The sequence below is a fragment of the Rhodopseudomonas sp. AAP120 genome, assembly GCF_001295845.1.
In the GTDB taxonomy this organism is placed as follows: Bacteria; Pseudomonadota; Alphaproteobacteria; order Rhizobiales; family Xanthobacteraceae; genus Rhodopseudomonas.
On record NZ_LJIC01000129.1, the window covers coordinates 74,858 to 101,831 of the forward strand.

Annotated in this window: 25 protein-coding genes; 10 read left to right on the top strand and 15 right to left on the bottom strand. The window is 65.7% G+C overall.

Annotated elements, in window-relative coordinates:
• Window position 1 precedes the first annotated feature (1 nt).
• The 10 genes from nuoK to IP86_RS20025 are packed head-to-tail and all read right to left on the bottom strand — an operon-like array spanning window position 2 to window position 9,409.
• Window positions 2-310 carry an NADH-quinone oxidoreductase subunit NuoK gene (gene nuoK / locus IP86_RS19980; RefSeq protein ID WP_054164177.1) on the bottom strand — a complete coding sequence of 103 codons (309 nt, stop codon included), beginning with the start codon at window positions 308-310 and terminating at the stop codon, window positions 2-4.
• Window positions 307-813 (bottom strand): NADH-quinone oxidoreductase subunit J family protein, encoded by a 507-nt coding sequence (locus tag IP86_RS19985; protein ID WP_054164178.1) that lies wholly within the window; start codon window positions 811-813, stop codon window positions 307-309. The genes nuoK and IP86_RS19985 overlap by 4 nt, the downstream gene beginning before the upstream one ends.
• On the bottom strand, window positions 810-1,331 hold the full coding sequence (gene nuoI / locus IP86_RS19990; protein ID WP_054164179.1) for an NADH-quinone oxidoreductase subunit NuoI: 522 nt from the start codon (window positions 1,329-1,331) through the stop codon (window positions 810-812). Before nuoI ends, IP86_RS19985 begins: the two co-directional genes overlap by 4 nt.
• Entirely contained in the window at window positions 1,328-2,287 is a 960-nt protein-coding gene (nuoH, locus tag IP86_RS19995; RefSeq protein ID WP_054164206.1) for an NADH-quinone oxidoreductase subunit NuoH, read from the bottom strand. The genes nuoI and nuoH overlap by 4 nt, the downstream gene beginning before the upstream one ends.
• The gene (gene nuoG, locus IP86_RS20000; RefSeq protein WP_054164180.1) at window positions 2,284-4,902 is read right to left on the bottom strand and encodes an NADH-quinone oxidoreductase subunit NuoG; all 2,619 of its coding nucleotides are present in this window, start codon (window positions 4,900-4,902) and stop codon (window positions 2,284-2,286) included. The genes nuoH and nuoG overlap by 4 nt, the downstream gene beginning before the upstream one ends.
• Window positions 4,899-6,185 carry a complex I 51 kDa subunit family protein gene (locus IP86_RS20005; RefSeq protein WP_054164181.1) on the bottom strand — a complete coding sequence of 429 codons (1,287 nt, stop codon included), beginning with the start codon at window positions 6,183-6,185 and terminating at the stop codon, window positions 4,899-4,901. The genes nuoG and IP86_RS20005 overlap by 4 nt, the downstream gene beginning before the upstream one ends.
• The gene (gene nuoE, locus IP86_RS20010; RefSeq protein ID WP_054164182.1) at window positions 6,182-6,667 is read right to left on the bottom strand and encodes an NADH-quinone oxidoreductase subunit NuoE; all 486 of its coding nucleotides are present in this window, start codon (window positions 6,665-6,667) and stop codon (window positions 6,182-6,184) included. Before nuoE ends, IP86_RS20005 begins: the two co-directional genes overlap by 4 nt.
• The gene (gene nuoC, locus IP86_RS20015; protein WP_054164183.1) at window positions 6,664-8,409 is read right to left on the bottom strand and encodes an NADH-quinone oxidoreductase subunit C/D; all 1,746 of its coding nucleotides are present in this window, start codon (window positions 8,407-8,409) and stop codon (window positions 6,664-6,666) included. Before nuoC ends, nuoE begins: the two co-directional genes overlap by 4 nt.
• Window positions 8,406-9,023 (bottom strand): NuoB/complex I 20 kDa subunit family protein, encoded by a 618-nt coding sequence (locus tag IP86_RS20020; RefSeq protein WP_054164184.1) that lies wholly within the window; start codon window positions 9,021-9,023, stop codon window positions 8,406-8,408. Before IP86_RS20020 ends, nuoC begins: the two co-directional genes overlap by 4 nt.
• Window positions 9,020-9,409, bottom strand: a complete 390-nt coding sequence (locus IP86_RS20025; protein WP_054164185.1) for an NADH-quinone oxidoreductase subunit A — start codon at window positions 9,407-9,409, stop codon at window positions 9,020-9,022. Before IP86_RS20025 ends, IP86_RS20020 begins: the two co-directional genes overlap by 4 nt.
• 414 nt (window positions 9,410-9,823) lie before the next feature.
• Between IP86_RS20025 and IP86_RS20030 the strand changes: the two genes are divergently transcribed.
• The 4 genes from IP86_RS20030 (at window position 9,824) to IP86_RS20045 (ending at window position 15,917) form a co-directional block, all read left to right on the top strand.
• A complete protein-coding gene (locus IP86_RS20030) occupies window positions 9,824-11,632 on the top strand; it encodes a glucan ABC transporter ATP-binding protein/ permease (RefSeq protein WP_054164186.1) in 1,809 nt (602 codons plus the stop codon).
• Between the two features lie 170 nt (window positions 11,633-11,802).
• Window positions 11,803-13,236, top strand: coding sequence for a D-alanyl-D-alanine carboxypeptidase family protein (locus tag IP86_RS20035; protein WP_054164187.1), 1,434 nt, complete (start codon window positions 11,803-11,805; stop codon window positions 13,234-13,236).
• 236 nt (window positions 13,237-13,472) lie between these two features.
• Window positions 13,473-15,161, top strand: a complete 1,689-nt coding sequence (locus tag IP86_RS20040; protein ID WP_054164188.1) for a long-chain fatty acid--CoA ligase — start codon at window positions 13,473-13,475, stop codon at window positions 15,159-15,161.
• Window positions 15,162-15,431: 270 nt separating this feature from the next.
• Complete coding sequence (locus IP86_RS20045; protein ID WP_054164189.1) at window positions 15,432-15,917, top strand: peroxiredoxin; 486 nt, start codon at window positions 15,432-15,434, stop codon at window positions 15,915-15,917.
• A gap of 147 nt (window positions 15,918-16,064) precedes the next feature.
• Here the strand turns inward: IP86_RS20045 and rnhA are convergent, their stop codons facing one another.
• The 3 genes from rnhA to ispH form a co-directional block, all read right to left on the bottom strand.
• Complete coding sequence (gene rnhA / locus IP86_RS20050) at window positions 16,065-16,529, bottom strand: ribonuclease HI (RefSeq protein WP_054164190.1); 465 nt, start codon at window positions 16,527-16,529, stop codon at window positions 16,065-16,067.
• On the bottom strand, window positions 16,526-17,506 hold the full coding sequence (locus IP86_RS20055; protein WP_054164191.1) for a homoserine kinase: 981 nt from the start codon (window positions 17,504-17,506) through the stop codon (window positions 16,526-16,528). Before IP86_RS20055 ends, rnhA begins: the two co-directional genes overlap by 4 nt.
• Before the next feature lie 93 nt (window positions 17,507-17,599).
• Entirely contained in the window at window positions 17,600-18,565 is a 966-nt protein-coding gene (gene ispH, locus IP86_RS20060; protein WP_054164192.1) for a 4-hydroxy-3-methylbut-2-enyl diphosphate reductase, read from the bottom strand.
• A gap of 257 nt (window positions 18,566-18,822) precedes the next feature.
• Here ispH and IP86_RS20065 point away from each other — a divergent pair, with 257 nt between their 5' ends.
• Entirely contained in the window at window positions 18,823-19,530 is a 708-nt protein-coding gene (locus tag IP86_RS20065; RefSeq protein WP_054164193.1) for a DUF1013 domain-containing protein, read from the top strand.
• Window positions 19,531-19,831: 301 nt separating this feature from the next.
• Here the strand turns inward: IP86_RS20065 and IP86_RS20070 are convergent, their stop codons facing one another.
• On the bottom strand, window positions 19,832-20,146 hold the full coding sequence (locus tag IP86_RS20070) for a hypothetical protein (RefSeq protein WP_054164194.1): 315 nt from the start codon (window positions 20,144-20,146) through the stop codon (window positions 19,832-19,834).
• 590 nt (window positions 20,147-20,736) lie between these two features.
• Between IP86_RS20070 and IP86_RS28825 the strand changes: the two genes are divergently transcribed.
• The 4 genes from IP86_RS28825 to IP86_RS20085 all read left to right on the top strand — a co-directional run bounded on the left by IP86_RS28825 (window position 20,737) and on the right by IP86_RS20085 (window position 24,597).
• Window positions 20,737-21,591 (top strand): hypothetical protein, encoded by an 855-nt coding sequence (locus IP86_RS28825; RefSeq protein ID WP_156332569.1) that lies wholly within the window; start codon window positions 20,737-20,739, stop codon window positions 21,589-21,591.
• Between the two features lie 287 nt (window positions 21,592-21,878).
• Window positions 21,879-23,591, top strand: coding sequence for an AIPR family protein (locus IP86_RS20075; RefSeq protein ID WP_054164195.1), 1,713 nt, complete (start codon window positions 21,879-21,881; stop codon window positions 23,589-23,591).
• Between the two features lie 265 nt (window positions 23,592-23,856).
• On the top strand, window positions 23,857-24,165 hold the full coding sequence (locus IP86_RS20080) for a type II toxin-antitoxin system Phd/YefM family antitoxin (protein ID WP_054164196.1): 309 nt from the start codon (window positions 23,857-23,859) through the stop codon (window positions 24,163-24,165).
• A gap of 9 nt (window positions 24,166-24,174) precedes the next feature.
• Entirely contained in the window at window positions 24,175-24,597 is a 423-nt protein-coding gene (locus IP86_RS20085; RefSeq protein WP_054164197.1) for a type II toxin-antitoxin system VapC family toxin, read from the top strand.
• 112 nt (window positions 24,598-24,709) lie between these two features.
• Here IP86_RS20085 and IP86_RS20090 read toward each other — a convergent pair whose 3' ends face one another.
• A complete protein-coding gene (locus tag IP86_RS20090; RefSeq protein WP_054164207.1) occupies window positions 24,710-25,360 on the bottom strand; it encodes a hypothetical protein in 651 nt (216 codons plus the stop codon).
• A gap of 266 nt (window positions 25,361-25,626) precedes the next feature.
• Between IP86_RS20090 and IP86_RS29460 the strand changes: the two genes are divergently transcribed.
• A complete protein-coding gene (locus tag IP86_RS29460; protein WP_245290681.1) occupies window positions 25,627-26,889 on the top strand; it encodes a cyclin-dependent kinase inhibitor 3 family protein in 1,263 nt (420 codons plus the stop codon).
• The last annotated feature ends 85 nt before the right edge of the window (window positions 26,890-26,974 follow it).

The window sequence follows — 26,974 nt, forward strand, 5'->3', positions numbered from 1 at the left end:
CTCACCCCTTCAGGCCGCTGATGGCGTCGCTGTCGTCGCTGCCGGCGATGCGGCGGATGCGCAGCAGCAGCGCCAGTCCGACCGCGACCTCGGCGGCGGCGAGCGTCAGCACCAGAATGAACATGCCCTGCCCTTGCGGATCGGCGTGATACGCACCGGCCGCCACGAAGGCGAGCGCCGGGCCGCTGAGCGCGACCTCCAGCGCGACCAGCTGAAACAGGATGCCGCGCCGCGCCAGCACGCCGAACACGCCGATGGCGAACAGGCCAGCGGCGAGGATCATCAAGCCGATCAGATCGGAGCCGGTCATGGGCGCTTCCCCGATGCGCGATCGCTGCGGCCGATATGGCGGACGCCGATCAGGCCGGCGAGCAGCAGCAGCGAGGCGAGTTCGATCGCCACTGCCCACGGCCCGAACAGCAGCCTTCCGACCTGCTGCGCCGACACCGGCGCGGCGGCGGTGTCGGCGGCGATGCCGAACTGCCCGAACACGAACGGCGCAACCACCAGCACCGCCATCGCCAGCGGCAGCGGCCAGGCGCCGCGCAGCGCCAGCCGTTCGCGCGCGCTCGCCTCGGGCGAAGTCGGCAGCGTCATCACCACGAACACGAACAGCACCACGATCGCGCCCGCATAGATCATGATCAGCAGCACTGCCGCGAAAGCCGCGCCGAGCGCGAAGAAGCACACCGCCAACGCCAGCAGCGTCACCACCAGATACAGCAGCGCGTGCACCGCATTGGGCCGCGTCACTGCGAGCCCGGCGGACACGAGCGCAAAGGCGCCGGCATAGAGCGCGAGCAAGAGGCTCATGGCAGCAGCCCCTTCAGATCGACCGGCGGCGCTTCGTGCTCGGCCTCACCCTTGTCCTTGCCGGCGATCGCCTTGCCGGCCACCGACCAGTAGCGATAGCCCCGCACCTTGCCCTCGCCGGCAATCAGCAGATCGTGCTTCTCGTACACCAGCGCATCGCGCCGCCACTCGCCGAGCTCGAAATCCGGCGTCAGCTGGATCGCCGCGGTCGGGCACGCCTCCTCGCAGAAGCCGCAGAAGATGCAGCGCGCAAAATTGATGCGGAAATGTTCAGGGTACCAACGGCCGTCGTCGGCGACGGCTTTGGCCAGATCGATGCAGCCGACAGGGCACACCGCCGCGCACAGATTGCAGGCGACGCAGCGCTCCTGCCCATCCGGATCGCGCGTCAGCACGATGCGGCCGCGCATCCGCGGATACAGCTTCGGCTTCTCTTCCGGATAGAGCTGCGTCTCCGGCTTGACGAACAGCTTGCGTCCGACGCGGAGCAGCGCTTCGAGCCATCCGAATCCGATCATGACGCGCTCCTCGCCACCACGACGATGCCGGTGAGCAGCAGATTGAGCAGCGACAGCGGCAGCGCGATCTTCCAGGCGAAGCTCAGCAACTGATCGTAACGCGGCCGCGGCAGCGTCGCACGCAGCCAGACGAAGGCGACCGCGATGATGCCGGTCTTGAGGCCGAACCACACCGGCCCGGGCAACCACGGCCCAAGCCAGCCGCCGAAGAACAGCGTCACCGCCAGCGCCGACACCAGCAGCACCGCGAGATATTCGCCGAGGAAGAACAGGCCGAACGACATGCCGGTGTATTCGGTGATGAAGCCGGCGACGAGGTCGTTTTCGGATTCGGGCAGATCGAACGGCAGCCGATGCGCGGCGGCGACGCCGGCGATGGTGAACAGCGCCGCGCCGAGCGGCTGCAGCAGCACGAACCAGGCGCCACGCTGCGCCTCGACGATCTCGCTCATCGACAGCGAGCCGGCCAGCATCACCACGCCCATCAGCGACAGGCCGAGGAACACCTCATAGGCCAGCATCTGCGCGGCGGCGCGCATGCCGCCCATCAGCGAGAAGCGGTTGTGCGACGCCCAGGCGCCGAGCAGCACCGCATAGGCGGTGAGCCCCAGCATGCCGAGCAGAAACAGCACCCCGACATCGACCGGCGCCAGCGCGATGCCGTCGCCGATCGCCACCACGCCGAAGCCGATCAGCACCGGAGTCGCGGCGACGGCGGGTGCGAGAAGGTAGGTGATCTTGTCGGCGCCGGGCGGCGGCACGTCTTCCTTGGTGAGGATCTTCACCGTGTCGGCGACCCATTGCAGCGAACCGAAAGGCCCGACGCGGTTCGGGCCGTAGCGCTCCTGCACGAAGCCGAGCAGCCGCCGCTCCACCCAGGTGAAGGTGCCGGCGATGACCAGCAGCGCCATGATCAGCGTCACCGAAATGGTCGCGGTGATGATCATCCCGATCATGACGCCGGCTCCACCTTGACGCGGCGCAGCGGCCCGCGCGGCACGAGCACGCCGGCGCTGATCGCGACGCAGCCGCGCGGCACGGAGGCATCGAGCGAAACCGGCGCGGCGCATGGCTCGCCGTCGATCAGCACGGCCGCGCCATCCGCAAGACGCTGCATCGCGGCGTCGTCGGGATGCAGCAGCACGCGAGGCCCGGGCCGCCGAGCCGTGAGCAACGCGCTGGCGCGGCTCAGATCGAAGCCGGTGAAGGCGTCGTGGAGCGGGATCAGCAGCAGGCCCTCGCCTTTCGCCGGCTCTGCCGACACGACGTCCGGCAAGGATGCCTCGCCCGCCTTCAGCAACATCGCGCCCGGATCGCCGCCGCGCAGCGGGCCGCCGATCTCTTCGACGAATCGGGCGACATTGTTGGCCGAGTGCTGTCCGGAGGTCTTGTAGCTGGTGATCAGCGACGGCGGCACTTTGGTGCCGCGCGCGCCCTTGATGCCGAAGGTCAGCGGCGAATCCGGATCGATCGGCGGCGCCGCATCGGCGAACTGCCCGGCACGATCGTCCGCGGTACGGCCCGAATACGGCCGCGGCGCGCGCGTCACCTGGCCGTCGGCCATCATGAAATCCGCATCCGGCGCACCATCGGCGACGCCGACCAGATCGGGCCGCTCGACGATCAGGTCGCCGATCAGCGCATCGAGGCCGTGCCAGTCGCCGGCGCCAAATGCGTCGAGCCGTCGCCACGACGACGGCGCCGTCTCCGAGGGCGGCAGCGCGGCGATGAAGCGCTGGGCGCGGCCTTCGTAGTTGACGTAAGTGCCGGTGCATTCGGTGAAGGCGGCGACCGGCAGCGCAACTGAAGCGCGCGCCGTGGTCTCGCTCGCCACTGCGTCCAGCGCGACGACCGCTTTGGCGGCTGTGAACAGCCGCTCCACGCTGGCGCGCGGGGCGCGGTCGAACAAATCGGCTTCGAGCACGATCGCGGTTTTGGCGGCACCGCGCTCGAGCAGCGCCGCGGCGCTCTCGATGCCGTCGCCACCGAGCAACGCCAGGCCGATGCTGTTGGCCTCCGGCGGCAGCAGCATGATCTGCGCCTTGGTGCCGAGCGCCGCAGCGACCGCCGCAGCTGCTTCGACGATCGCCGCTGACATCAGGGAGCAGCCGGCGATAATCAGCGGCCGCTTCGCGACGGCGAGAATTTCGGCGACGCGCTGTGCCTCGGCATCGGCGCTGGCGTTGCCACCAAGCGCAGTGGCGACAGCGGCCCCGAATGTCGCGATTGCCAGCGGATCGCGCCGCAGCGCCAATGTGGCGATATCGTCGAGCGCATCAGCGAGCGGCGTTGCCAGCATGATCGGCGAGCGGCGGCCTTCGCCGGCGGTGCGCACCGCCGGATCGAGCCATTGCGGCACGCCTTTTTGCGCGGCAAGGTCGCGCTCCGCGCCGCGCGCGGTCTGGCGCAGCGCCAGCGCGAGGCGCGGCGACGCATTGGTCAGGTCCTCGCCCAGCACCAGCACCGCATCGGCCCGCTCGACCTCGACCAGCGACGCCACCTTGGCCGGCCCGGCGCGGATGATTTCGACGATCCGCCGCACCAGTTGTGCCTCGGCATCCGAGACGCCAGCGAAGAACCGCTCCGGCCCGACCAGCCGCTGCAGCGCGTAGTTGGCCTCGAGCGAGGCGCGCGGCGAGCCGATGCCGATCGCGCCCTCGGCCACCGCGGCATGCGCGGCCGCGCAGGCGTCGTGTTCGGTCGCGGGCTCCCCCTGCAGCAGCGGCTGGCTCAGCCGCTGATCCGAGACGACGTGCAGCGGGCCGTAGCGGCCGCGATCGCAGATGAAATAGCCGTTGAGCGCGCCGTGATAACGGTTCTGCACCCGCCGTACCCGCCCACCGCGCTGGTCGACCAGGATGTTGCAGCCCAGCGCGCAATGCGGACAGATGGACGGCGCGGCCCGCATGTCCCATTTGCGGGCGTAGTCCTGCGACCAGCCCTTGTCGTTGAACACGCCGGTCGGACAGACTTCGGCGAGGTTGCCGCCGAACGGGCTCTCCAGCGCGCCGTCCTCGGCGCGGCCGAAATACACGTTGTCGTGCGCGCCGAAGGCGTCGAGATCGCGGCCGCCAGCGTAGTCGCGATAGAACCGTGTGCAGCGATAGCAGGCGATGCAGCGGTTCATCTCGTGCGTCAGCAGCGGGCCGAGATCCTGATTGCGATGCGTGCGCTTGGTAAACTTGTAGCGTCGATCGTGATGGCCGGTCGCGATCGTCATATCCTGCAAATGGCACGAGCCGGCCTCTTCGCACACCGGGCAATCGTGCGGATGGTTGACCATGAGCCACTCGATCACCTGCGCCCGAAATGCCACCGCCTCGGGATCACTGACCGAGACGCGTTCGACATCGGCCACCGGCGTCATGCAACTCATGACGATGCGGCCTTCGGTGTCGTCCGGTCCGGCATAGACCTTCACGGCGCACTGCCGGCAGGCGCCGACCGAGCCGAGCGCGCCGTGCCAGCAGAAATACGGCACGTCGATGCCATGCGTCAGGCACGCCGACAGCAGATCCTCGCCGTCCTTGGCCTCGATGATGCGGCCGTCGATGTCGAGCTTCCTGGTCATGCGCGGCCCACCGGACAATCGCCCGCCAGATGGGCATTGAAGATATCGCCGAAGCGTTCGAGGCCGCTGCGCAGCGGCGTCAGCGCGCCGGTGTTGAGATCGCAATAGGAGCGGCCGGACGGACCAGAAAGCGCGACGTGCTGTTGCAGCACGTCGATATCGGCGCGGGTGCCGTTGCCGGCTTCCAGAGTGTCGAGCAGCTTCGTCACCCACGGCAGGCCGTCGCGGCACGGCGTGCACAGGCCGCAGCTCTCGCGGGCATAGAACCGCATGTGCCGGCCGATCGCCGCCACCGGACAGGCGTGATCGTCGAGCACGATCACCGCGCCGGTGCCGAGCGAACTGCCGGCCTTCTTGGTGTGCGCGAAGTCGAGCGGGACGTCGAGATCGGCGGTCTCGAGAAACGCCGTGGCGCCACCGCCGGGCTGGAAGGCGAACAGCGAACGCCCATTGCGGATGCCGCCGCACAGCTCAAGCAGCTCGCGTGCGGTCGTGCCCATCGGCGCTTCGATCAATTGCGGGCGTGCGACGCAGCCAGAGACGCCGTAGAGCTTGGTGCCGCCTTCTTCGCTCCGCGCCAGCGAGCGATACCAGTCGGCGCCGTTCTCGATAATCGACGGCACCGCCGACAGCGTCTCGACATTGTTGACCGTGGTCGGCCGTCCCCATAGCCCGCTCACCGCAGGATAAGGCGGCCGATGCCGCGGCACCGGGCGTTCGCCTTCCAGCGCCGCGATCAGCGCGGTCTCTTCGCCGACGATGTAGCGGCCGGCCGAAGCGTGGACCCGCATCGTCAGGTCGAAGCCCGAGCCGAGGATGTCACGGCCGAGCAGACCAGCGCCTTCGGCCTGGGCGATCGCGCGGCTCAGCGCGGCTGCAGCGGCGCGATACTCGTCGCGCACCAGAATGATCACTTCGGTGGCGCCGATCGCATAGGCGGCAATCAGCGCGCCCTCGATCAGTTGATGCGGCAGCGCCTCCATCAGCAGGCGGTCCTTGAACGAGCCGGGCTCGGTCTCGTCGCCGTTGACGCACAGATAGCGCGGGCCCGGCCCGGCCTTCTCGGCGCCGCTGCGCATGAAGCGCCATTTGTTGGCGGTCGGAAAACCGGCGCCGCCGCGGCCACGCAGGCCAGCGGCCTCGACCATCGCGATGATCGCCTCGGGACTGTGGCGCTTCAGCGCCTGCGACGCCGCCGCATAACCGCCGAGCCCGCGCCAGGCGGCAAGGCTGTGCGGCTGGCGATCGGCGCGGGCGCGACCGGTGAGCGGCTTGTCGCTCATCGCGCACCTCCGATCGCCTGGCCACCAATCAGAGCGTCGAGATCGTCCGGCGTCAGCGGGCCGACCAGCTTGCGCTCCGGTCCGACCAGCGCCACCGGCGCGCGGTCGCAGCCGCCGACGCAGCAGATGTTGATCAGCGTGAACTTGCCGTCCGGCGTGGTTTCGCCGAATCCGATTCCGAGTTTGCTCATCACCGCATCACGCACGGCGTCGCCGCCGCACAGATAGCAGCTCAGGCCATCGCACAGCAGGATCACGGTGTCGCCGACCGGGCGCCGGAAGATCTGGCTGTAGAAGGTTGCGAGGCTTTCGATCTCGGCGGTGGTGACGCCGAGCGTGCGCGCGGCCTCGGCCAGATGCTCGTCCGACACCCAGCCTTCGGCTTCCTGCACCAGCTTGAGCGCGTCGAGCATCGCGGCCTTGCCGCCGTGGGCGGCGGCGGCCTGGGTGATCGCCATCTTGATCGGGGGGCTGAGGCTCATCGGTCGACGTCCGACATCACGTAGTCGATGCTGCCGAGATAGGCGACGAGGTCGGCCACCATCATGCCGGGCGCCACCGCGGAGATCATCTGCAGATGCGGGAACGACGGCGTGCGAATCCGGGTGCGATAGCTCGACGGCTCGCCGTCGGAGATCAGCGCGAACTGCGTCAGCCCGCGCACCGTTTCGACCTGCCCGGTGGTCTCGCCGGGCGGCAGCACCGGTCCCCAGCTGGCGCCGACGAAATGATGGATCATGGTCTCGATGTCGTGCAGCATTCGCTCGCGCGGCGGCGGCGTGGTCAGCGGATGGTCGGCCTTGATCGGGCCGGATGGCATGTTGTCGACGCACTGCCGGATGATCCTCAGCGACTGCCGGATCTCCTCGACCCGCACCACCGTGCGGTCGTAGCAATCGCCGTTGTGGCCGGTCGGAATCTCGAAATCGAAATGCTCGAAGCCGCCGTAAGGCCGTGCCTTGCGCACGTCCCAGGCCTGGCCCGTCGCGCGCAGCCCCGGCCCGCTCACGCCCCAGTCGTGCGCCATCGCGGTGTCGTAAGCCGCAATCCCCTTGGTGCGGGCGCGGAAGATTTCGTTACGCAGCACCATGCCTTCGTAATCGTCGAGCCGCGCCGGCATCCAGTCGAGGAATTCGCGGACGAGTTTGTCCCAGCCTTCCGGCAGATCCATCGACAGCCCGCCGATGCGGAAGTAACCGGGATGCATCCGCGCGCCGGTGATCGACTCGATCACGCGATAGCCGCGCTCGCGGTCCGTGAACATGTAGAACACCGGCGACATCGCCCCGGTGTCCTGCGCCATCGTGCCGTAGAACAACAGGTGATTCATGATGCGGAACATTTCCGACAGCATGATCCGCACCGTCAGCGCACGATCCGGCGGCGTGATGCCGCAAGCCTTCTCGACCGCCTGCAAGTAAGGCATCTCGCCCATCACCCCGCCCAGATAATCGACGCGGTCGGTGTAGGGCAGGAAGTTGTGCCAGGTCTGGCGCTCGGCCATCTTCTCGGCGCCGCGATGGTGGAAGCCGATGTCCGGCCGCGCCGCGACGATCTCCTCGCCGTCGAGCGCCAGCACGATACGGAACACGCCGTGGGTCGCCATCGAGTGCGGCCCGTAGTTCAGGATCATCAGTTCGACGCCGTCGCGATGCGTCGGCAGGCCGAATTTCTCCGGGTCGGCGGCGAGCGCGTGCTCCTTGGCGTCAAACAGCGCCGCTGTCATGTTGAACAGCGGCCGCTCGGTGGCACGACCCGGCTGGGTCTTGCGCATCGGATGGCCTTCCCACCCGGGCGGCAGCAGGATGCGGTTCGAGTGCGGCTGCAGCTCGAACTCGACGCCGAACATGTCGTAGGCTTCGCGCTCGTACCACAGCGCGTTAGGGAACACCGTGCCGATCGACTTGGCGCGCGGATACTCCGCGTCGAGCGGCGTCTTGATCCGGATGTCGGCGTTGCGGTCGTGCGACAGCAGATGGCTGGCGATGGTGATACCGCTCGGCGGCTGGCCGTCGCGATATTTTCGCGCGGTTTCGTCGATCGCCCAGAGGTCGACCAGCATCTTGAACGGGCGTTCGATCTCGTCCTTCAAGTAACGATGCACGGCGATCGTCGCCTCCGGACGGATCCACACCGTCGGGAAAGCGTCACGCGTGACCTGCTCGCCCAGCACTGCGTCTCCAAACCGCGCGCTGAGTTCGCCGACGAGGTTCGACGTGCTCACAATCGCTCCGGCGGATCGAGAAGGGTCTGCGCCATGCGCTCGTCGCGACGCTGGTCGCGGCGGCGGGGCGCGTCAAAGCCGAGGCCGGCGGTGTTGCCGACGGTGACGCCGAGCGGACGCCGCTCGCTGCCGATCTGTTGTTGCAGCATGATCAGCGCATCGAGCATCGCCTCCGGCCGCGGCGGGCAGCCGGGGATATAGACGTCGACCGGGATGAAGCGGTCGACGCCCTGCACCACCGAATAGATGTCGTACATGCCGCCCGAGCAGGCGCAGGCGCCCATCGCGATCACCCAGCGCGGCGCCCGCATCTGCTCGTAGAGCCGCAGCAGCGGCGCCGCCATCTTGTGAAACACCGTGCCGGAGACGACCAAGAGATCGGCCTGCCGCGGCGAAGCGCGGATCACTTCGGCGCCGAACCGCGCCTGGTCATAGACCGGAGTCAGCACCGTGACCTGCTCGACGTAGCAGCACGACAGCCCGAAATTGAACGGCCACAGGCTGTGCTTGCGCGACCACGCGGTGAGATCCTCGAGCGTGGTGAACAGGCTCGACAGCGCCATATGCTCTTCGACCGAGACAGGCTCGGCGGGCGGGTTCGGCGTGAGCGTCATCGCTTGCGCTCCTTGTGCCAGTCGAGCGCGCCGTCCGCCCACAGATAGACCAGCGCCAACAGCAGCACGCCGATGAACACCGCGGCCTCGATCAGGCCGAGCCAGCCGGTGTCGCGCGCCGCCACCGCCCAAGCGAACAGGATCGCGGCTTCCATGTCGAAGATGACGAACAGCGCCGCGATCAGAAAGTACGGCGCATTGACTGGCCCCTGCTGCGGCGCGGCCGGCAGCACGCCGCCCTCGTACGGCACGTCGGCACGCGCGCCGGAGCGCTTCTCGCGCAGCCAAGCCGCCACCAGCATGATCGCCGCAACGATACCAGCCGACAGCGCGACGTGAATGGCGAGTGCAGCATCCGGGTTGATCGGGAAGATCAGGTCAATCACCGGCGGGGCTCCTCGAGGCGACAGGAAGCACGCGCGCTCCGAATCCGGCAGGACCCTGAACGTTCATGCATCGTCACCATGTCACCCAGGTCGTCAAGCACCGTTGACGCCGATCAAGGTCCGGGGCCGGGCATGGGAGAAATCCCATTTTGATTTCCGCAGCTTGACCTGCGGTATAAGCTGCACCAAAGGCCTGTTGCGTGGGCGTTTCCAGGTCGTCTGGAGGTGGTTTCGGCGGCCTTCGAATCGATTTTCCGGAGCGGCTGCGGCACCATGCCGCCCTGCGCGACGGCCGGCCGAGACCGTCTTCAGGGAGCCCGTTCCGTGTCAGCCCCGCTTTTCAGTCCGCCGACGCACATTCCGCCGCCGCGGCAAATCATCTAATCCTAGCGTTTCATCGTTCGGGGGCGGTCGATGTCGCTGCTACGTCTCTACACCCGCGTGCTCGGTCTGCTCGGCAAGGAGGCGCGGCTCGGCTGGATCCTGGCGATCGCCAATCTGTTGCTGGCGGTCGCGCAGTTCGCCGAGCCGGTGCTGTTCGGCCGGATCGTCGACGTCATGAGCGGCAACCTGGCCACCGGCGCACTGGTGCCGGAGACGCGCTCGCCGTGGCCGCTGCTCGCCGCCTGGGCCTCGTTCGGCCTGTTCACCATCGTCTGCTCGGCCGCCGTCGCGCTGCATGCCGACCGGCTGGCGCATCGCCAGCGCCAGGTGATCCTCACCAGCTATTTCGAGCACATTCTGCAATTGCCGCTGACCTTCCACACCGGCACCCATTCGGGCCGGCTGATGAAGGTGATGCTGCAGGGCACCGACGCGCTGTGGCGGGTCTGGCTCGGCTTCTTCCGCGAGCACTTCGCAGCGGTGCTGTCGCTGCTCGTGCTGCTGCCGCTGTCGCTATACATCAACTGGCGGCTGGCGCTGCTGCTGTTCGTGCTGTGCGGCGTGTTCACGGTGCTGACGACGCTGGTGGTGCGCAAGACCTACGGCATGCAGAACGAGGTCGAGGAGCAGTACAGCGACCTCTCCGCCCGCGCCTCCGACGCGCTCGGCAACGTCGCGCTGGTGCAGAGCTTCGTGCGGATCGATGCCGAGGTGCAGGGGCTGCGCTTCGTCGCCGACAAGCTGCTTGCCGCGCAGATGCCGGTGCTGTCGTGGTGGGCGCTGGTCACCGTGATCACCCGCGCCTCGACCACCATCACGGTGCTGGCGATCTTCGCGCTCGGCATCTGGCTCAATCAGCAGGGGCTCACCAGCGTCGGCGAGATCGTGATGTTCGTGTCGTTCGCCACGCTGCTGATCCAGCGGCTCGAGCAGGTGGTGAGCTTCATCAACAATCTGATGATGGAAGCACCGCGGCTGCAGGAATTCATCGGCGTGTTCGATGCCGTGCCGGCGGTGCGTGACCGGCCTGACGCCATCGATCCAGGCCGTCTCACCGGACTGGTCGAGTTCGACCACGTCTCGTTCTCCTACGACGGCAAGCGCCCGGCGGTCGAGGACCTGACGCTGACCGCGCTGCCGGGCCAGACCATCGCGCTGGTCGGCGCCACCGGCGCCGGCAAATCCACCGCGATCGCGCTGCTGCATCGCGCCTTCGATCCGCAGTCCGGCACGGTGAAGATCGACGGCATGGATGTGCGCGGCCTGACGCTGGCCGGACTCCGCCGCAACATCGGCGTGGTGTTCCAGGAGGCGCTGCTGTTCAACCGCTCGATCGCCGACAACCTGCGCGTCGGCAAGCCCGATGCGACCGACGCGGAACTTCGCCAGGCTGCCGAGCGCGCGCAGGCCTTGCACTTCATCGAGCGCAGCGAACTCGGCTTCGACACGAACGCGGGCGAGCGCGGCCGGATGCTGTCGGGTGGAGAACGCCAGCGGCTGTCGATCGCCCGCGCCTTGCTCAAGGATCCGCCGATCCTGATCCTCGACGAGGCGACCTCGGCCCTCGATGCAGTGACCGAGGCCAAGGTCAACCTCGCCCTCGACGAGCTGATGAAAGGCCGCACCACCTTCGTCATCGCGCACCGGCTGTCCACGATCCGCCACGCCACCCGCATTCTCGTCTTCGAGAACGGAAAGGTGATCGAAAGCGGAACCTTCGAAGAACTGGTGGCGCAGCGGGGCCACTTCGCTGAGCTCGCGCGGGCACAGTTCATGGTGCAGGAGGACGCGCGGGCCGCTGTCGCAACCGTCGCCGGCGACAATGCTTCCCAGCTCTGAGCACCGCCGAATTTCGGCCCCTTTCATCCCCGATTAACCGCCGCCTAGCTCTGTTCGACGAGCACAAGCCGGTATAGGGTCGGGTCTGCTGGGCCAACGCCTGAACCCGAACGTCAACCCGTAAAGACTTCGTCTGCCTCGGACGGATCTCAAAGGACCGGAATCGGATAGTGCCTTTCTTCACCGCGCAGCCTCGCAGATCATCGCTGTTCTGGATCCTCCTCGCCACCCTGCTCGGGCTGACGGCGTTGCCGCGGCTGGCCTCCGCCGAGGCGCTGCTGCTGATCGAAGCCGACACCGGCAAGGTGTTGCAGGCGGAGAACGCCACCTATCCGTGGTATCCGGCGTCAGTCACCAAGATCATGACCGCCTATGTCACGCTGAAGGCGGTGAAGGAAGGTCGGCTCACGCTCGACTCGCTGCTGACGGTTTCGCCGGTCGCCGCGTCGCAGTCGCCCTCCAAGATGGGCTTCCGTCCCGGCACGCAACTCACCGTCGACAACGCCCTGAAGATGATGATGGTGAAGTCGGCCAACGACATGGCCGTGGTGCTGGCCGAAGGCGTCGGCGGCTCGATCGACGGCTTCTCGGAAATGATGAATGCCACCGCGCAGCGGCTCGGCATGACGCAGACCCACTACGTCAATCCGAACGGCCTGCCCGCCGACGGTCAGGTCACCTCTGCGCGGGACCTGGCGATCCTGGCCCGCGCGGTGATCCGCGACCTGCCGGAATACGAGTACTTCGTCCACATTCCGGCGATCCGGTTCGGCAAGCGCGTGACGTATAACTTCAACAAGCTGATCGGCCGCTATCCCGGCGCGGACGGCTTCAAGACCGGGTTCATTTGCGCCTCGGGCTATAACCTGGTCGCCAGCGCCACCCGTAACGGCCGGCGACTGATCGCGGTCGTGCTCGGCGCCAACTCCGGCCAGGACCGCGCCGTGAAAGCGGCACAACTGCTGGAGCGCGGCTTCTCCGCCAACACGCTGGCATGGCTGACGCCTTCACTCGGCACCGTCGACAATCTCGCGCCGATCGACGCCACCCCGCCGAACCTGCGCGACGAGATGTGCGGTCCCAAGCGCAAGCGCCCAGCCAGCGACGAGGACGAGCAGGTCGCCGGCGTGATCGCCGCCGGGGAAACCGCGCTGTCGATGTTCTCGCCGCCAGCGCTGCGCCCGGTCGACATGATCGCCGCTGCACCTGCCCCGACCGAACCGATCCAAGTCTACACCGGCCCGACCCGAACCGGCGCAGCCCTGATTGCCGCCGCCGCACAGGATGCCGATCAGCAGGCTGCCGAAGGCAAAAAGAAGAAGACCGCGAAGAAGAAGGGCGCCAAGCCCGCGGCAGAGTCCAAGGAGGCCGCCACCGGCGAGAAATCGAACGGGCGGACCTCGGTGACGATTGATACCACCAAGCCCAAGGACACCGCCAAGCCCAAGTCCGCCACCAAGCCGGCTGCGGCGAAGCCCGCGGCGCCCAAGCACGCCAGCACCAAGCCCGAGGCCGGAGCCGACAAGCCGGCCGCCAAGCCCAAGCCGAAGGCGGCCGCGAAGCCGGCTGCGAATGCCACCAGCGAGGCCAAGCCGGGCACCTGAGGCTGCGCGGATCGGCCGCTGCCGTCCGGTGTTAACTTCGCTTGACGGCCGGCTGCGTGCGGCGGCCGGTCAGCTTGCGTTCGGCCGGCGCTTCCCCCAATACTCGCTCAGTAGTATGTGGCTGGCACTCGACAGCCCCGACTTGCCGCGCCTTTCGGCCAATTCGCCGCGGCAGGGCGATGTGTAACAATCAATAACGCGGGGCTTCGCGCTTCCGGCGATGTGAGGAAAAGACCATGGAGCGGATCTGGCTCAAGCACTACCCGCCGGGCGTGCCGGCAGACATCGACGTCACGCGCTACCCATCGCTGGTCGAACTGTTCGAAGAGAGCTTCAAGAGCTTCCGTGACCGCAAGGCCTTCATCTGCATGGACAAGGCCATCACCTATCGCGAACTCGACGAGATGTCGGTGGCGCTCGGCGCCTATCTGCAGGGCAAGGGTCTGCAGAAGGGCGCGCGCGTCGCGCTGATGATGCCCAACGTGCTGCAATATCCGGTGGCGATCGCCGCCGTGCTGCGCGCCGGCTTCGCCGTCGTCAACGTCAACCCGCTTTATACGCCGCGCGAGCTCGAGCACCAGCTCAAGGACTCGGGCGCCGAAGCCATCATCGTGCTGGAGAATTTCGCCCACACCGTCGAGCAGGTGATCGCCAGGACGCCCGTCAAGCACATCATCGTCGCCACCATGGGCGACCTGCTCGGCTTCAAGGGCGTGATCGTCAATCTCGTCGTCCGCAAAGTGAAGAAGATGGTCCCGGCCTATTCGCTGCCGGGCGCCGTCAGCTACAACGACGCGGTCTCGGCGGGGCGCAACCAGACATTCACCAAGCCCGTGATCGGCCCGAGTGACGTCGCCTTCCTGCAATACACCGGCGGCACGACGGGCGTGTCCAAGGGCGCGACGCTGCTGCACAGCAACGTGGTGGCCAACGTCCTGCAGAACGACGCCTGGCTGCAGCCGGCGCTGGACAAGCCGCCGAAGGTCGATCAGCTGTTCATCGTCTGCGCGCTGCCGTTGTATCATATCTTCGCGCTGACCGCCTGCTACCTGCTCGGCATGCGCGCCGGCGGCGTTAACCTGCTGATCCCCAACCCGCGCGACATTCCCGGCTTCATCAAGGAACTGTCGAAGTATCAGGTCAACAGCTTCCCCGCCGTCAACACGCTGTACAACGGCCTGCTGCACGCGCCGGGCTTCGACAAGCTGGACTTCTCCAAGCTGAAGATCTCGAACGGCGGCGGCATGGCGGTGCAGCGGCCGGTCGCCGAATCCTGGCTGAAGATGACCGGCTGCCCGATCGCCGAAGGCTACGGCCTGTCGGAAACCGCGCCGGTGCTGACCTGCAACCCCGCGACCGTCACCGAGTTCAACGGCACCATCGGAATTCCGGTGCCGTCGACCTATCTGTCGATCCGCGACGACGAGGGCAAGGAAGTGCCGTTCGGCACCGCCGGCGAAATCTGCGCCAAGGGCCCGCAGGTGATGTCGGGCTATTGGAACCGCCCGGACGAAACCGCTTTGGTGATGACCGCCGACGGTTATTTCCGCACCGGCGACGTCGGCATCATGAGCCCTGATGGCTTCACCAAGATCGTCGATCGCAAGAAGGACATGATCCTGGTCTCCGGCTTCAACGTCTATCCGAACGAGGTCGAGGAAGTGATCGCCAGCCATCCCGGCGTGCTGGAATGCGCCGTGATCGGCATTCCGGACGAGCGCACCGGCGAATCCGTCAAGGCGTTCGTGGTGAAGAAAGATCCCGATGTCACCGCCGAGGACATCATCAAATTCTGTCACACCGAGCTGACGAACTACAAGGTGCCGCGCAAGATCGAATTCCGCACCACCTTGCCGAAGACCAATGTCGGCAAGATCCTGCGCCGTGAGTTGCGCGACGAGAAGAAGGGTCAGGCCGCGGCTTGACGCTGTCAGCCTCGGGCACGTCATTCCGGGCGCGAGCGTAGCTCGCGAGCCCGGAATCTCGGAGCGCTCCGCGATGATGCTTCTCCGAAAGGGCGAGATTCCGGGTTCGCTCGCCAAGTGCGAGCGCCCCGGAATGACGAACTTTGAGGCAGAGGTCTCTCCCTTGATAGCCAGACCTTGAGGCGAGACCGTCGCGCCCGCAGCCGCCCGAATATTGTCAGTGTCATTGCCGCGGGCTAGAACCGGTCGCACCTTTTCAGGGAGAGACAGATGACCATAAAGGTTGGCGACCGTTTGCCCGGCGCGACGTTCCGCGTCATGACCGAGGACGGAGTTCAGACCAAGACCACCGACGACATCTTCAAGGGCAAGAAGGTCGCGCTGTTCGCCGTGCCCGGCGCTTACACCGGAACCTGCCACAAGATGCACGTGCCGAGCATCTTCCTCAACGCCTATGCGATCAAGGACAAGGGCGTCGACACCATCGCGATCGTCTCGGTCAACGACGCCTTCGTGATGAACGCCTGGAAGCGTGACACCGACCAGCGCGACGAAGCGATCTTCCTGGCCGACGGCAATGCCGAATTCACCAAGGCGATCGGCATGGAAATGGACGGTTCGGGCTTCGGCCTCGGCACCCGTTCGCTGCGCTATTCGATGGTGGTCGACGACGGCGTGGTGAAAACTCTCAACCTCGAGCCGAACCCCGGCAAGGTCGAAGTCTCCGGCGGCGACACGCTGCTCGGGCAGCTCTAATTAGTTACGCGCCCTGACCTCATCCTGAGGAGCCCGGCTTCGCTCGCAGAGCGGAGTCGGGCGTCTCGAAGGATGGCCGAGAGCACGGCGGACTACCAGCTCATGGTTCGACACGGCGCTACGCGCCTCCTCACCATGAGGACCCTGTTACCTCACCCGCGCCTTCATCCGGTTTTCCGCCAGCCCATCCCGCGCCAGCTGATCGGCTCGCTCGTTTTCCGCGTGGCCGGCGTGGCCTTTGACCCAGTGCCAGCGAATGCTGTGGCTCTTCAGTGCGGCGTCGAGGCGTTGCCAGAGGTCGACGTTCTTGACCGGCTTCTTGTCGGCAGTCTTCCAGCCGTTGCGCTTCCAATTGTGGATCCAGCTGCCGATACCGTTCTTGACGTATTGGCTGTCGGTATAGAGATCCACCGTGCACGGCCGCGTCAGCGCTTCGAGCGCCGAGATCGCCGCAAGCAGCTCCATGCGATTGTTTGTCGTTTGCGGCTCGCCGCCTTTGAGCTCTTTTTCGACGTCGCCGAATTTCAGGATGGCCCCCCACCCCCCGGGGCCGGGGTTGCCCGAGCAGGCGCCGTCGGTGTGGATGATGACCGGCTTGGCCTCGTCGCTCATGCCACCGCTCCCGCAGCTTCGACACCGTAATCGCGGATGGTGGCGACAGTTTGCTGGAAGCGCAGCTTGCGGACGTATTCCAGCGGATCTTTCGGCTTGACCAGCGCGCCTTCCGGCACGTCGAGATAGTCCACCAGCCGGGTCAGCAGGAAGCGCAGCGCGGCGCCGCGGGCCAGCAGCGGCAGCGCGGCCTGCTCGGCCTGGCTCAGCGGCCGGGCGCGCTGATAGGCGCTGAGCAGCGCCCGCGCCTTGGTGGCGTTGAAGGCGAGGTCCGGCTCGAAGCACCAGGCGTTCAGGCAGATCGCCACGTCGTAGGCCAGGATGTCGTTGCACGAGAACGGGAAGTCGATCAGCCCGGACAATTGGTCGCCGATGAAGAAGACGTTGTCGGGAAACAGATCGGCATGGATCACGCCGGTCGGCAATTGCTGCGGCCAGCAACCCTCGAGATGCGAAAGCTCGGCGGCGATGAAATCGCGCAGCCCGGGCTGGATTTCGTCGGCCCGCGACGCCGCCATGTTGAACAGCGGCCGCCAGCCGGAGACCGACAGCGGGTTGCTGCGAAAATGCGGAAAATCGAGACCGGCGAGATGCATCCGGGCCAGCGCCTCGCCGACGCCGGCGCAGTGCACGACGGTCGGACGGCGCGGCCAGACACCTTCGAGGAAATTGATGATCACCGCCGGCCGGCCGGACAGCGTGCCGCAGATCGTGCCGTCGCGGGCCTTTTCCGGCTGCGGGCAGCTGACGCCGCGCGCGGCGAGATGTGCCATCAGCGACAGGAAATACGGCAGGTCGTCGGAGGCGACGCGCTTCTCGTACAGCGTCAGGATGTAGTTGCCGCGCGAGGTGTGCAGCAGGAAGTTGGAGTTCTCGACGCCCTCGGCGATGCCATTGTAGGACAGCAGGTCGCCGATGTCGTAGGACGCGAGAAAATCGGCGAGGTCGTCGGCGGCGACGTCGGTGTAGACCGCCATGGCGTGTCCTGGTCAGCGAGGAATCGTGGCGGTTTGGTAGACCAATGCGGCCGGCAATGAAAGGGCGGCCAGGCCCCTCCCCGCCAAACGCCGCTACTCGGCGGCGGCGTCCGGGCGCAGCACGCGCGGCAGCGGGAAGAACTCGTTCTCCTCGGCGGCCGACACCGTCTCGACGCTGAGTTCGAAACGCTCGGCAAAGGCACCCATGATCTCCTCGACGATCACCTCGGGGGCCGAGGCGCCGGCGGTGAGGCCGAGGCTGGTGATACCCTCGAACTGCGCCCAGTCGATATCGGAGGCGCGCTGCGCCAGCACCGACACCCTGCAGCCCTCGCGCTCGGCGACTTCGCGCAGCCGCTGCGAGTTCGACGAATTCGGCGCGCCGACCACGATCATGGCGTCGACCACCGGCGCCACCTTCTTCACCGCCGCCTGGCGGTTGGTGGTGGCGTAGCAGATGTCTTCCTTGTGCGGCCCGGAGATGTTCGGGAAGCGGTCGCGCAGGATCGCCACGATCCCGGCGGTATCGTCGATCGACAGAGTGGTCTGGGTCACGAAGGCGAGATTGTTCGGGTCCTTCGGGGTGAAGCTGGCGGCATCCGCCGCGGTCTCGATCAGCGTCACCGCGCCGGCCGGCAGCTGGCCGAGCGTGCCGACCACTTCCGGATGATGCGAATGGCCGATCAAGAGGATCTCGCGGCCGCGCTTGAAATGGATCGCCGCCTCGCGGTGCACCTTGGTGACCAGCGGGCAGGTGGCGTCCACCGAGAAGAAATTGCGCTTGATGGCGTCTTCCGGCACCGACTTCGGCACGCCATGGGCCGAGAACACCACCGGCGCCGAGGTGGCCGGAATTTCCTCGAGTTCCTCGACGAAAATCGCGCCCTTGGCGCGCAGGCTGTCCACCACGTATTTATTGTGGACGATCTCGTGCCGGACATAGACCGGGGCGCCATAGAGCGCCAGCGCACGCTCGACGGTGTCGATCGCCCGCACCACCCCGGCGCAGAAGCCGCGCGGCGAGCAAAGCACGATCTTCAGAGGCGGTTTGGCCAGCATTTTTACGCGATCCGGGAAGCTTGCCCACATGCCGCCGGCGGCGGCCACCGGCAACACCTCGGGGCGTTGCGAGTGTTTCGTCTTGGTCAAGGAATTGGGACGGCATTGCGGTCCTGTCAAGGCCGTTGGCGGCTGCACTTTAGCAGGACCATTGCGCGTATCGCCTCAGGCAGCATATATAAGCGCCAATTCCCGTCATCGCCGATGACCCGCCTTGCCTCAGAAGTCCCAGGGGCAAGGGACAAAGGAGATTTGCCATGAGCAACGCACCGCTGATGCCGAAGGCCACCGCCGTCTGGCTGCTCGACAACACGGCGTTGTCGTTCGACCAGGTCGCCGACTTCACCAAGATGCACCCGCTGGAGATCCAGGCGATCGCCGACGGCGACGCCGCCCAGGGCATCAAGGGCATGGACCCGATTTCGACCGGCCAGCTCACCCGCGACGAGATCGAGAAGGGCGAGAAGGACCCGGAATACCGCCTCAAGCTCGCCGAGAGCAAGGTGGTGCTGCCGCAGGCCGCCAAGAAGAAGGGCCCGCGCTACACCCCGGTGTCGCGTCGCCATGAGCGCCCGAGCGCGATCCTGTGGCTGGTGCGCAATCATCCGGAACTCAAGGACGCCCAGATCATGCGTCTGGTCGGCACCACCAAGACCACGATCGCCTCTGTGCGTGACCGCACGCACTGGAACGCCGCGACGCTGACGCCGATGGACCCGGTGACGCTCGGCCTGTGCTCGCAGCTCGACCTCGACTTCGAGGTGCAGCGCGCCGCCAAGGAGAAGCCTGCCGACCAGCAATATGGCGGCGCGACCCTGCTGCCGGCCTCCGAGACCACCCGCAAGGACGAATACGAGCCGTCTTCGGGCAAGAGCGAAGACGACCTCAACGTCGACGCCGTGTTCGCCAAGCTCAAGACCATCGGCGGCAAGAAGCACGACGACGAGGACGAAGAAGGCTTCTGAGCGGGCGCCCTGGCGCCTCTCCCACAGCGCGAGGCGCCACTCCGCAGGATGGGTTGAGCGCGGCGAAACCCATCGCCAGCTCGCGCGACCCTCGCGGTTCGCTCGCCGCACCGCCCCACTCCCCACCGTCATCGCCCGCGCAGGCGGGCGACCCAGTATTCCAGAGCGCGCGCGGCTGAACGCCGGCTCTCTGCGATACTGGATCCTCCGCGTTCGCGGAGGATGACGGACAGAGAACGGGGCACCTCCGCGCCGATCGCAGCGTAGGTTCGCAGCGCGCTCCCGCCCATCGCCTGCGCCCTCACCTGCGCACCTCCGCCTCCTCGCACAGATGCTGATGCAGCGCGTCGACGGCGAGGTCTTCGGCGAGCGGCGGCAGCACCGGGCGGCGCAGCTGCGCCAGGCAGGCGAAGCTGTCGCTGACGCAGGCCCGCGCGCGGCGGCACACCCGCATCGGACAATGCCGCTCGGCCCGCGCATGCACCGCCGTGCCGCGTCGCACCGCGCGCCGGCAGGCCTCCGCGACCTCGTCGTCGCGGGCCGCGTCGGCGAGCGCCGTCTCGCGCTGCCGCCGCATCTCCCTGGTCTCGAACCGTTTCGGATATCGCTTCGTCATCGCCGCTCTCCGTTGCTGGATGCCGCGCAGCCGGTGGCGTCGCCCGGCGCCGATGCGCCGCAGCCGTCCGTCCTGCGCTGTCGCTGAGGTCGTCGCCCAAGCCGAGGGCGGCGGAGCGCCGAAAGGCGCAACTGATAGTTAGCCGCAGGACCTTCGCGCCGACACGGCGGCCCGATGATCCCGCGGAACGCCTTTCGACGCTCCACCGCGGCGATTTTTCGCTCCAGGGCCGTGCTTCCGGGCACAGGCGCGATGCACTCCGCACCGCTTGATCCCGGCGGTTTCCCGCCGTTCACCTGTGCCGCGTCCAGGCAACTAACAAGTGGCAGACCCCCGTAGTGGGGCCGGACGGCGACCCAGAGCGTCCCGAGTGCGCGAGGCAACGTCTGCCCCACGCCCGCAGGCGCCGCACCCCGCCCCGCGACGACCAGCGTCCCGGCAACGCGCCCCTCGATGGGGCGGAGTGACTAGGAATATAAACACTCTCTTTGGCCAGTCAAGCGTTGATTGTATCGTCTTCGTCGGGACCGATTCCTGCCCTGTTACCATTCCATCCACTGAACACCAGTTCGATTCTGATGGAGCATCGATTGAATTATAAGACCGGTAGAAGTGCTATTCTAAGACCTGACCAGCTAGATGAAGTGGCAAGAGTCCGAGAGCTGCGGCGAGAAGCGGAATCTTTACGATCAAAGGTATCGCGAGGCTTCTACGGGCCTGATGAAGCTGAGCGATTTTGGGCAATCGCAAAGAACGCATCTTTCGTTCTTCGGATAGGCAATCCCGAGATAGCAGCCAGAGCGGGTCTTGGTCCTGGTTTCTTTTCAACAGTAGTACGTGAAAAGCGAAATCCGAAACTGCGCAACTTTTTGGCCGCGCTAACGGTCATGATAGACATTTCGAATGAACGTCTAGTTCAGGCTGATAATAACGACATTGATTGGAAGAAAATGGAAGCGGACGACAGTCTGCAGGATTCACCCCTAGCTCGACGTCGGCATGAAATTTACAATCTCTCCGTTTCGCTTGCGAATTTGGCGCGCACAGAAATCGCCGAAATCTCATCAACCCCAGCAAATCATCCGGAAACTCGCGCACACCAGATAAAGCAAATCGAACTACTCCAAATTTTTGCAGAGGGATTCGAACAAATTGCGAAATCGTTGTCACGGCAATCACCCAATGCGGATGGATCAATTTCGATCAAAGATAGCCAAAATACTGTTTCGAAAGTTGGAATTGAACTAGACAAGTGGTGGAAAGAGAACGGGCACGACGCCATCGACTGGGCCATTCGCTTGCCCGTCTTCGTCGGCGGCGTAGCTGCATTGGGGTGGGCTGGAGCAAATATGACGATTGCGACAACAGCTATCGGTGCTCTGATCGGTGGAGCCAAGGTAGTGGACGCTATTAATCGCAAAGGCACGGGGAAGCGGAAGGCCTGAGCTCCCAGCCCGTAGAGCGGATTAGCGCCGCGAAATCCGCCACTTTCATCAATGACGCATTGACGGATTACGCCTTCGATTAACCCGCCCCTACGAACTGACCTCAGCTGAGCGAATGAAGCGGGTCTCAGCAAGCGCAACACAATCCATCGACCATCGTGCAAGCGTGGCTGAAGCCTCCGCGAATACCGTCGTCGATTGCAACTTCTCATCACAACTAACAATTGAAGATCGATATATGCACCGATAGCGTTTCAATCGAAGCTTTGAAAATCGAGTGAGGCGCAATGTCATCCCTAGCAATGTCATCACTAAAGGTGAATCAAATCAAAGCCCGACTGCGTGAACTGTTCGAGCCGCACCTGAATGTCTCTGACATCTCCCCGCGAGACGCGGAGCGAGATCAGAAGATACTAACGCGATGCTTGGCTGCCCTAGCCGTTTCTACGGTCGCTGGCTGCACACCAAAACTAGCCGCAGAGTCAGTATGGGATGGGAGTGGCGACAACGGGATCGACGCAGCCTACTTTGATCCATCAGATCAATCCGTCGTCTTTGTCCAGTCGAAATGGATCAACGCGGGCACTGGTGAGCCGGAGGCAAAAGATATTGGGACCTTTGTCACTGGTGTCCGCGATGCGATCGAACAGAGTGTCGATGCATTCCACAATCGATTACACGCCAGCCTTCAAGACATCTTCGCTCAAATCAATACGCCCGGCACTTCGGTCCATCTGGTAGTCGTCACCACCGGCCTGAGCCAACTTGCGAAGCCGAGTACTTTGCATTTTGAACGACTGCTATCAGATCTCAACGGTGCTGATCCGCACGAACTGGTCACGTGGGAAATCCTCGGTTTAAGCGAAGTCTATACTCGCCTTGCAAGCGATCCAGAAGGAGGACACGTCACTCTTGAGGCACAGATTCTTGATTGGTCTCGCATCAATTCTCCATATGTCGCGTATTTTGGTATTGTAGACGGGTACCAGCTTAAGACGTGGTGGAAACGCCACGGGAAAAGCTTAGTCGTCTCCAATATTCGTCACTCGCTCGGAGGAACCGACGTAAACAATGAAATCCGACAGACCGCACTCAACTCGCCCGAGAAATTCTGGTATTTCAATAATGGAATCACCTTGATTGCGGAGGAAGCAATTGTTGCCCCAGCCAAGGCCGCAACTCAATCTGCCGGACAGTTTCGTTTTCGAGGCGCCTCGATCGTTAACGGCGCCCAAACTGTCAGCTCCCTTGGACGCATCGAGAACGATACAAACCTCGGATTGGTCAGAGTACCAATCCGAGTGATCATCCTTGAATCAGCGCCTGCCGGCTTCGGGAAAGAGGTTACACGCACAAATAATCTTCAAAATCGAATAGAATCGCGAGATTTCGTTGCGCAAGACCCCGAGCAGAAGCGACTCAAGGAGGAGATGGCGGTCGAAGGCATTGACTATCAGTTCTTGCGTAGCGAGGAGGTTAGCCCTTCGGCAAGCAGCTGCGAACTGATGGAAGTCACTGTGGCTCTTGCATGCGCATCTGGCGATCCACTTCTTGCAGTGCAGGCAAAAACCGGAATCGGGAAGTTCTTCAACGATCTTCAGAAAGCTCCGTACCGCGCGATCTACAACCCCTCGACAAGCGGAGCTCGTGCCTTTAACGCAACGGCCATGAACCGTCACATCTATGGATGGATCGAACGAAGAAAGAAGAGTTCATCAAAGAAGGATGGTCCGTCGTGGGGCGTTCTTGTTCATGGAAACCGGATTCTCTCAGCCGCTGTCTTTCGGCTGTACGGCTTGAACCGATTGTCGAAGACAATCAGCGATTTCAGGAACGAGATCAACGATCCGGCGCCAATCTATCGTCTCTGCAATGATGTTCACGCGCGAATGACTGCCTCGATCGAGAGAGAATTTCCAGACAAATTCCTGGCTGTTCTGTTCAAAAATCCATCGCACAGCAAGGTCGTTTTCGAGGATGCGGTTCGGACGAGTCGATAACTCGTAGGGCGAATGAGCGCAGCTTCATCCGCCTCCTTAATTGACGGCACGCATCGGCGCGTTGCGCCTTCGGCTGACTCGCCCCACGAAGATAGCCGAATGCACTCACTCCCCGCGGCACCCCCTCTCCCGCAAGCGGGAGAGGGAGCGCGCTGCGGCTTGGGGATAGACGGCCTTCAGCACCTTGGCGCTTGGGGGATTGCGGCCATTCGGGGAGTTCGCTGGGCCCCTTGCAAATCCGCTCCGCCTGCCTAATCTGGTCAGTATGACCAGATTGAAGCAGCCCCCTCCATCGCCCCCCCGCACATCGCGGGCCCGGCCCGGCCGCTGGCAACTCCAGGATGCCAAGGCGCGGTTCAGCGAGGTGGTGCGGTCGGCGCGCGAGGAAGGGCCGCAGGTCGTGACCGTGCACGGCCGCGACGAAGTGGTGGTAGTTGCGGCGGACCATTATCGCCGGCTGAGCGGCAACCGTAGCGGCGCGGCGCTGGTCGAAGCGATGCAGGCATCGCCGCACCGCAAGCTTGAACTGGCCCCGAAGCGCGCGCGGATGCCGGTCCGCGACGTCGACCTGTAGACGCTGGTCGTGGCCGGCTGGCTGCTCGACACCAACGTGTTGTCCGAGCTTCGCCGGCCGAAGCCGGAGCGCAAGGTGGTCGCCTTCGTCTCGGCACAGCCGCTCGACTTGCTCTATGTCAGCGTCGTCACGCTGGCCGAGCTGCGTTTCGGCATCGAGCAGATCGGCGACGCGTCCCGCCGTGCCGACTTGAACAATTGGCTCACCCACCGCGTGCGCCCAATGTTCGATCAACGGGTGCTTGAGGTGTCAGAGGACGTGATGCTGAAGTGGCGATTGCTCGCCGAGCAGGGGCGCAAGGCGCGCCACACTTTCTCGCAGCCGGACCTGCTGATCGCCGCCACCGCGCTACATCATGGGCTGACAGTCGTGACGCGCGACACCAGCGAGTTCAAGCGGGCCGGCGCCGCGGTTATCGATCCTTGGATTTGAATGGACTCCCTGCCCCCCGTGGCCCTCACCCCGGCCCTCTCCCGCAAGCGGGAGAGGGGGTGCGCTGCGGCTTGGGGTGGCTTCGTGCACGCGTCGCGACGGCGATCTGCTGCTATACGAGTTTGTTGACGCCCGTCGAGGTTGTCGCCGTCGCCGCGGCGTCGGCCGGCGGATACTTGGTGGCCGGGACGGCGAAGGAGCGCAGGCCGGACTGGACAATGATCGTGCCCTTCTTGCCGTCCTGGGTGGAGAGCTGGGCCTGACCGAACATGATGACGTTCTTGTAGACGATGCCGGTGCCTTCGCGGGTGATGCCGTTGATGGTGGTGCGGACCTTCGCCTCCTTGCCGTCGACCGACAGCACGCGGAAGCTCGACGTGCCCTGGGTATCGTCCGACGAACCGCCCCAGCTGCCGACCAGCATGTTGGCCTCGCCCGCGGGCTGCTGCTTCTGCAAATACGCGCTGGCCTTGCCGCCGCCGGCGGAGAACACCAGCGCGGCGGTCTTGCCGTCCTTGCTGCCGATCGTGACGTTGCCGAACGTCAGCGTGCCGCCCTTGACGGTGGCGAGGCCGCGCTCGGTGCGGCCGTGATGGGTGTATTCGACCTGCGCGGTGGCGCCGCGGATGCTGACGACCTTGAAGCCGACATCCTGGCCGTTGCCGGCCCACTTGCCCTTCCACTCACCGACCAGGCGGCTGAGACCGTACAGCCGCTCGTTGGCCGGCGAGATCTGATTGGTCGTGGACGAAATCGCAGCCATGGCGCAATCCGCGCCTCCGATAAAATCGCTCATCTGCCGGAGCGCCGCGCGCGACTCAGCAGGCTTGGAAACATACAGAAACAAACCGAGCTTGGTTAACGGAGATTAAGAAGGGGTTAACGGGCCGCGCCTAGCCCCTCGCCGGCCTTGTCCCGGGCGGTTTGATCCAGCTCACGGAGATCGCCGGAGCGGCGGCGACAATGCCGGGCATGGCGGGACGCGGCATCGCATGACGCGAGACGGTCGATCAGCGCGGAGATCCGGGTTTGCTTGATGCTTCCGGCTGGGTGGTGATCGGCGGGCAGGCCGGGTCGATGCCGGCGGCGCTGATGACCGATGCCGACGGTCGGGCCTGGTACGTCAAGACGCCGCCGAGCGATCACCATGCGCGCAACGAGCTGCTGGCCAACCGGCTGTACCTTCTGGCCGGCACCGCGGTGGCGGAGGTCGAGCTGGTGGTGCGCGGCGGCACGCTGGCGGTGGCGAGCGCCGTGGTGCGCGGCGCCTCGCTCGGCGAAGCGCTGTCCGGCCCGGATGCCGGCATTGCGGCGGCGGTGTGCCGGGACTTCGCCGTCGATGCCTGGCTCGGCAATCGCGACGTGCTGGGCGCCGATCTCGACAACGTGCTGGTGACCCGCAGCGGCGCGGTGCTGCGGATCGACCAGGGCGGCGCGCTGGCGTATCGGGCGCGCGGCGCGGCGAAGAGCGATTTCGGCCCGTCCGCGACCGAGTTCGACACGCTGCGCGATCCGCGCAGCAATGCGGTGGCGGCGAGCGTGTTCGGGGCCATGACGCCGCACGCGCTGGCCGCCTCGGTCGCCAAGGTGGCGAAGCTCGATGACGCGGCGATCGGCGCGGTCGTGACCGAGGTACTCGGCGACACGCCCGCCGCATTGGCGACCACCGCGCTGCTGATCGCGCGGCGCGACGATCTGGCGCAGCGCGTCGGCGGCGCGCCGCGCAGCCGGCGGCCGACGGGGCTGCGCACCAGCGCGACACATCCGCTGCAGATCGCCGAAGTCCGCGCCAGCCCGGCGCACGGCCGGATCGGCATCACCTTCTGCCCCGGCAAGCACGACGCCACCGCGCTGACCGGCGGCTGGGCGCGCGACCTCGGCGCCGATCTCGACGCCATCCGGGATTGGGGCGCCACTCTGGTGATCACGCTGGTGGAGCCGAGCGAACTGGCGCTGCTCCGCGTGCCGCAACTCGGCGACGAGGTGCAGCGCCGCGCGATGCGCTGGCTGCATCTGCCGATCCCGGACTATCACCCGCCGACCGCGGAGTTCGAACGGCGCTGGGCGATCGAAGGCCGCGCCATCCGGCAGCAGCTGCGCGACGGCAACGACCTCGTCGTGCACTGCAAGGGCGGCCTCGGCCGCGCCGGCATGATCGCCGCAAGGCTGCTGGTCGAACTCGGCGTGCCGCCGACCGAGGCGATCAACCAGGTCCGCACCGCCCGCGGCCGCGGCGCCATCGAAACCCGCGCCCAGCAGGCCGTGGTGGAGCGGGCAACGGCGATCGAGTAGTTGGCTAAGGTCGCGCCGAGCACGGCGCAACCTCTCCCGCTTGCGGGAGAGGTCGGATCGCGCAGCGATCCGGGTGAGGGCACTC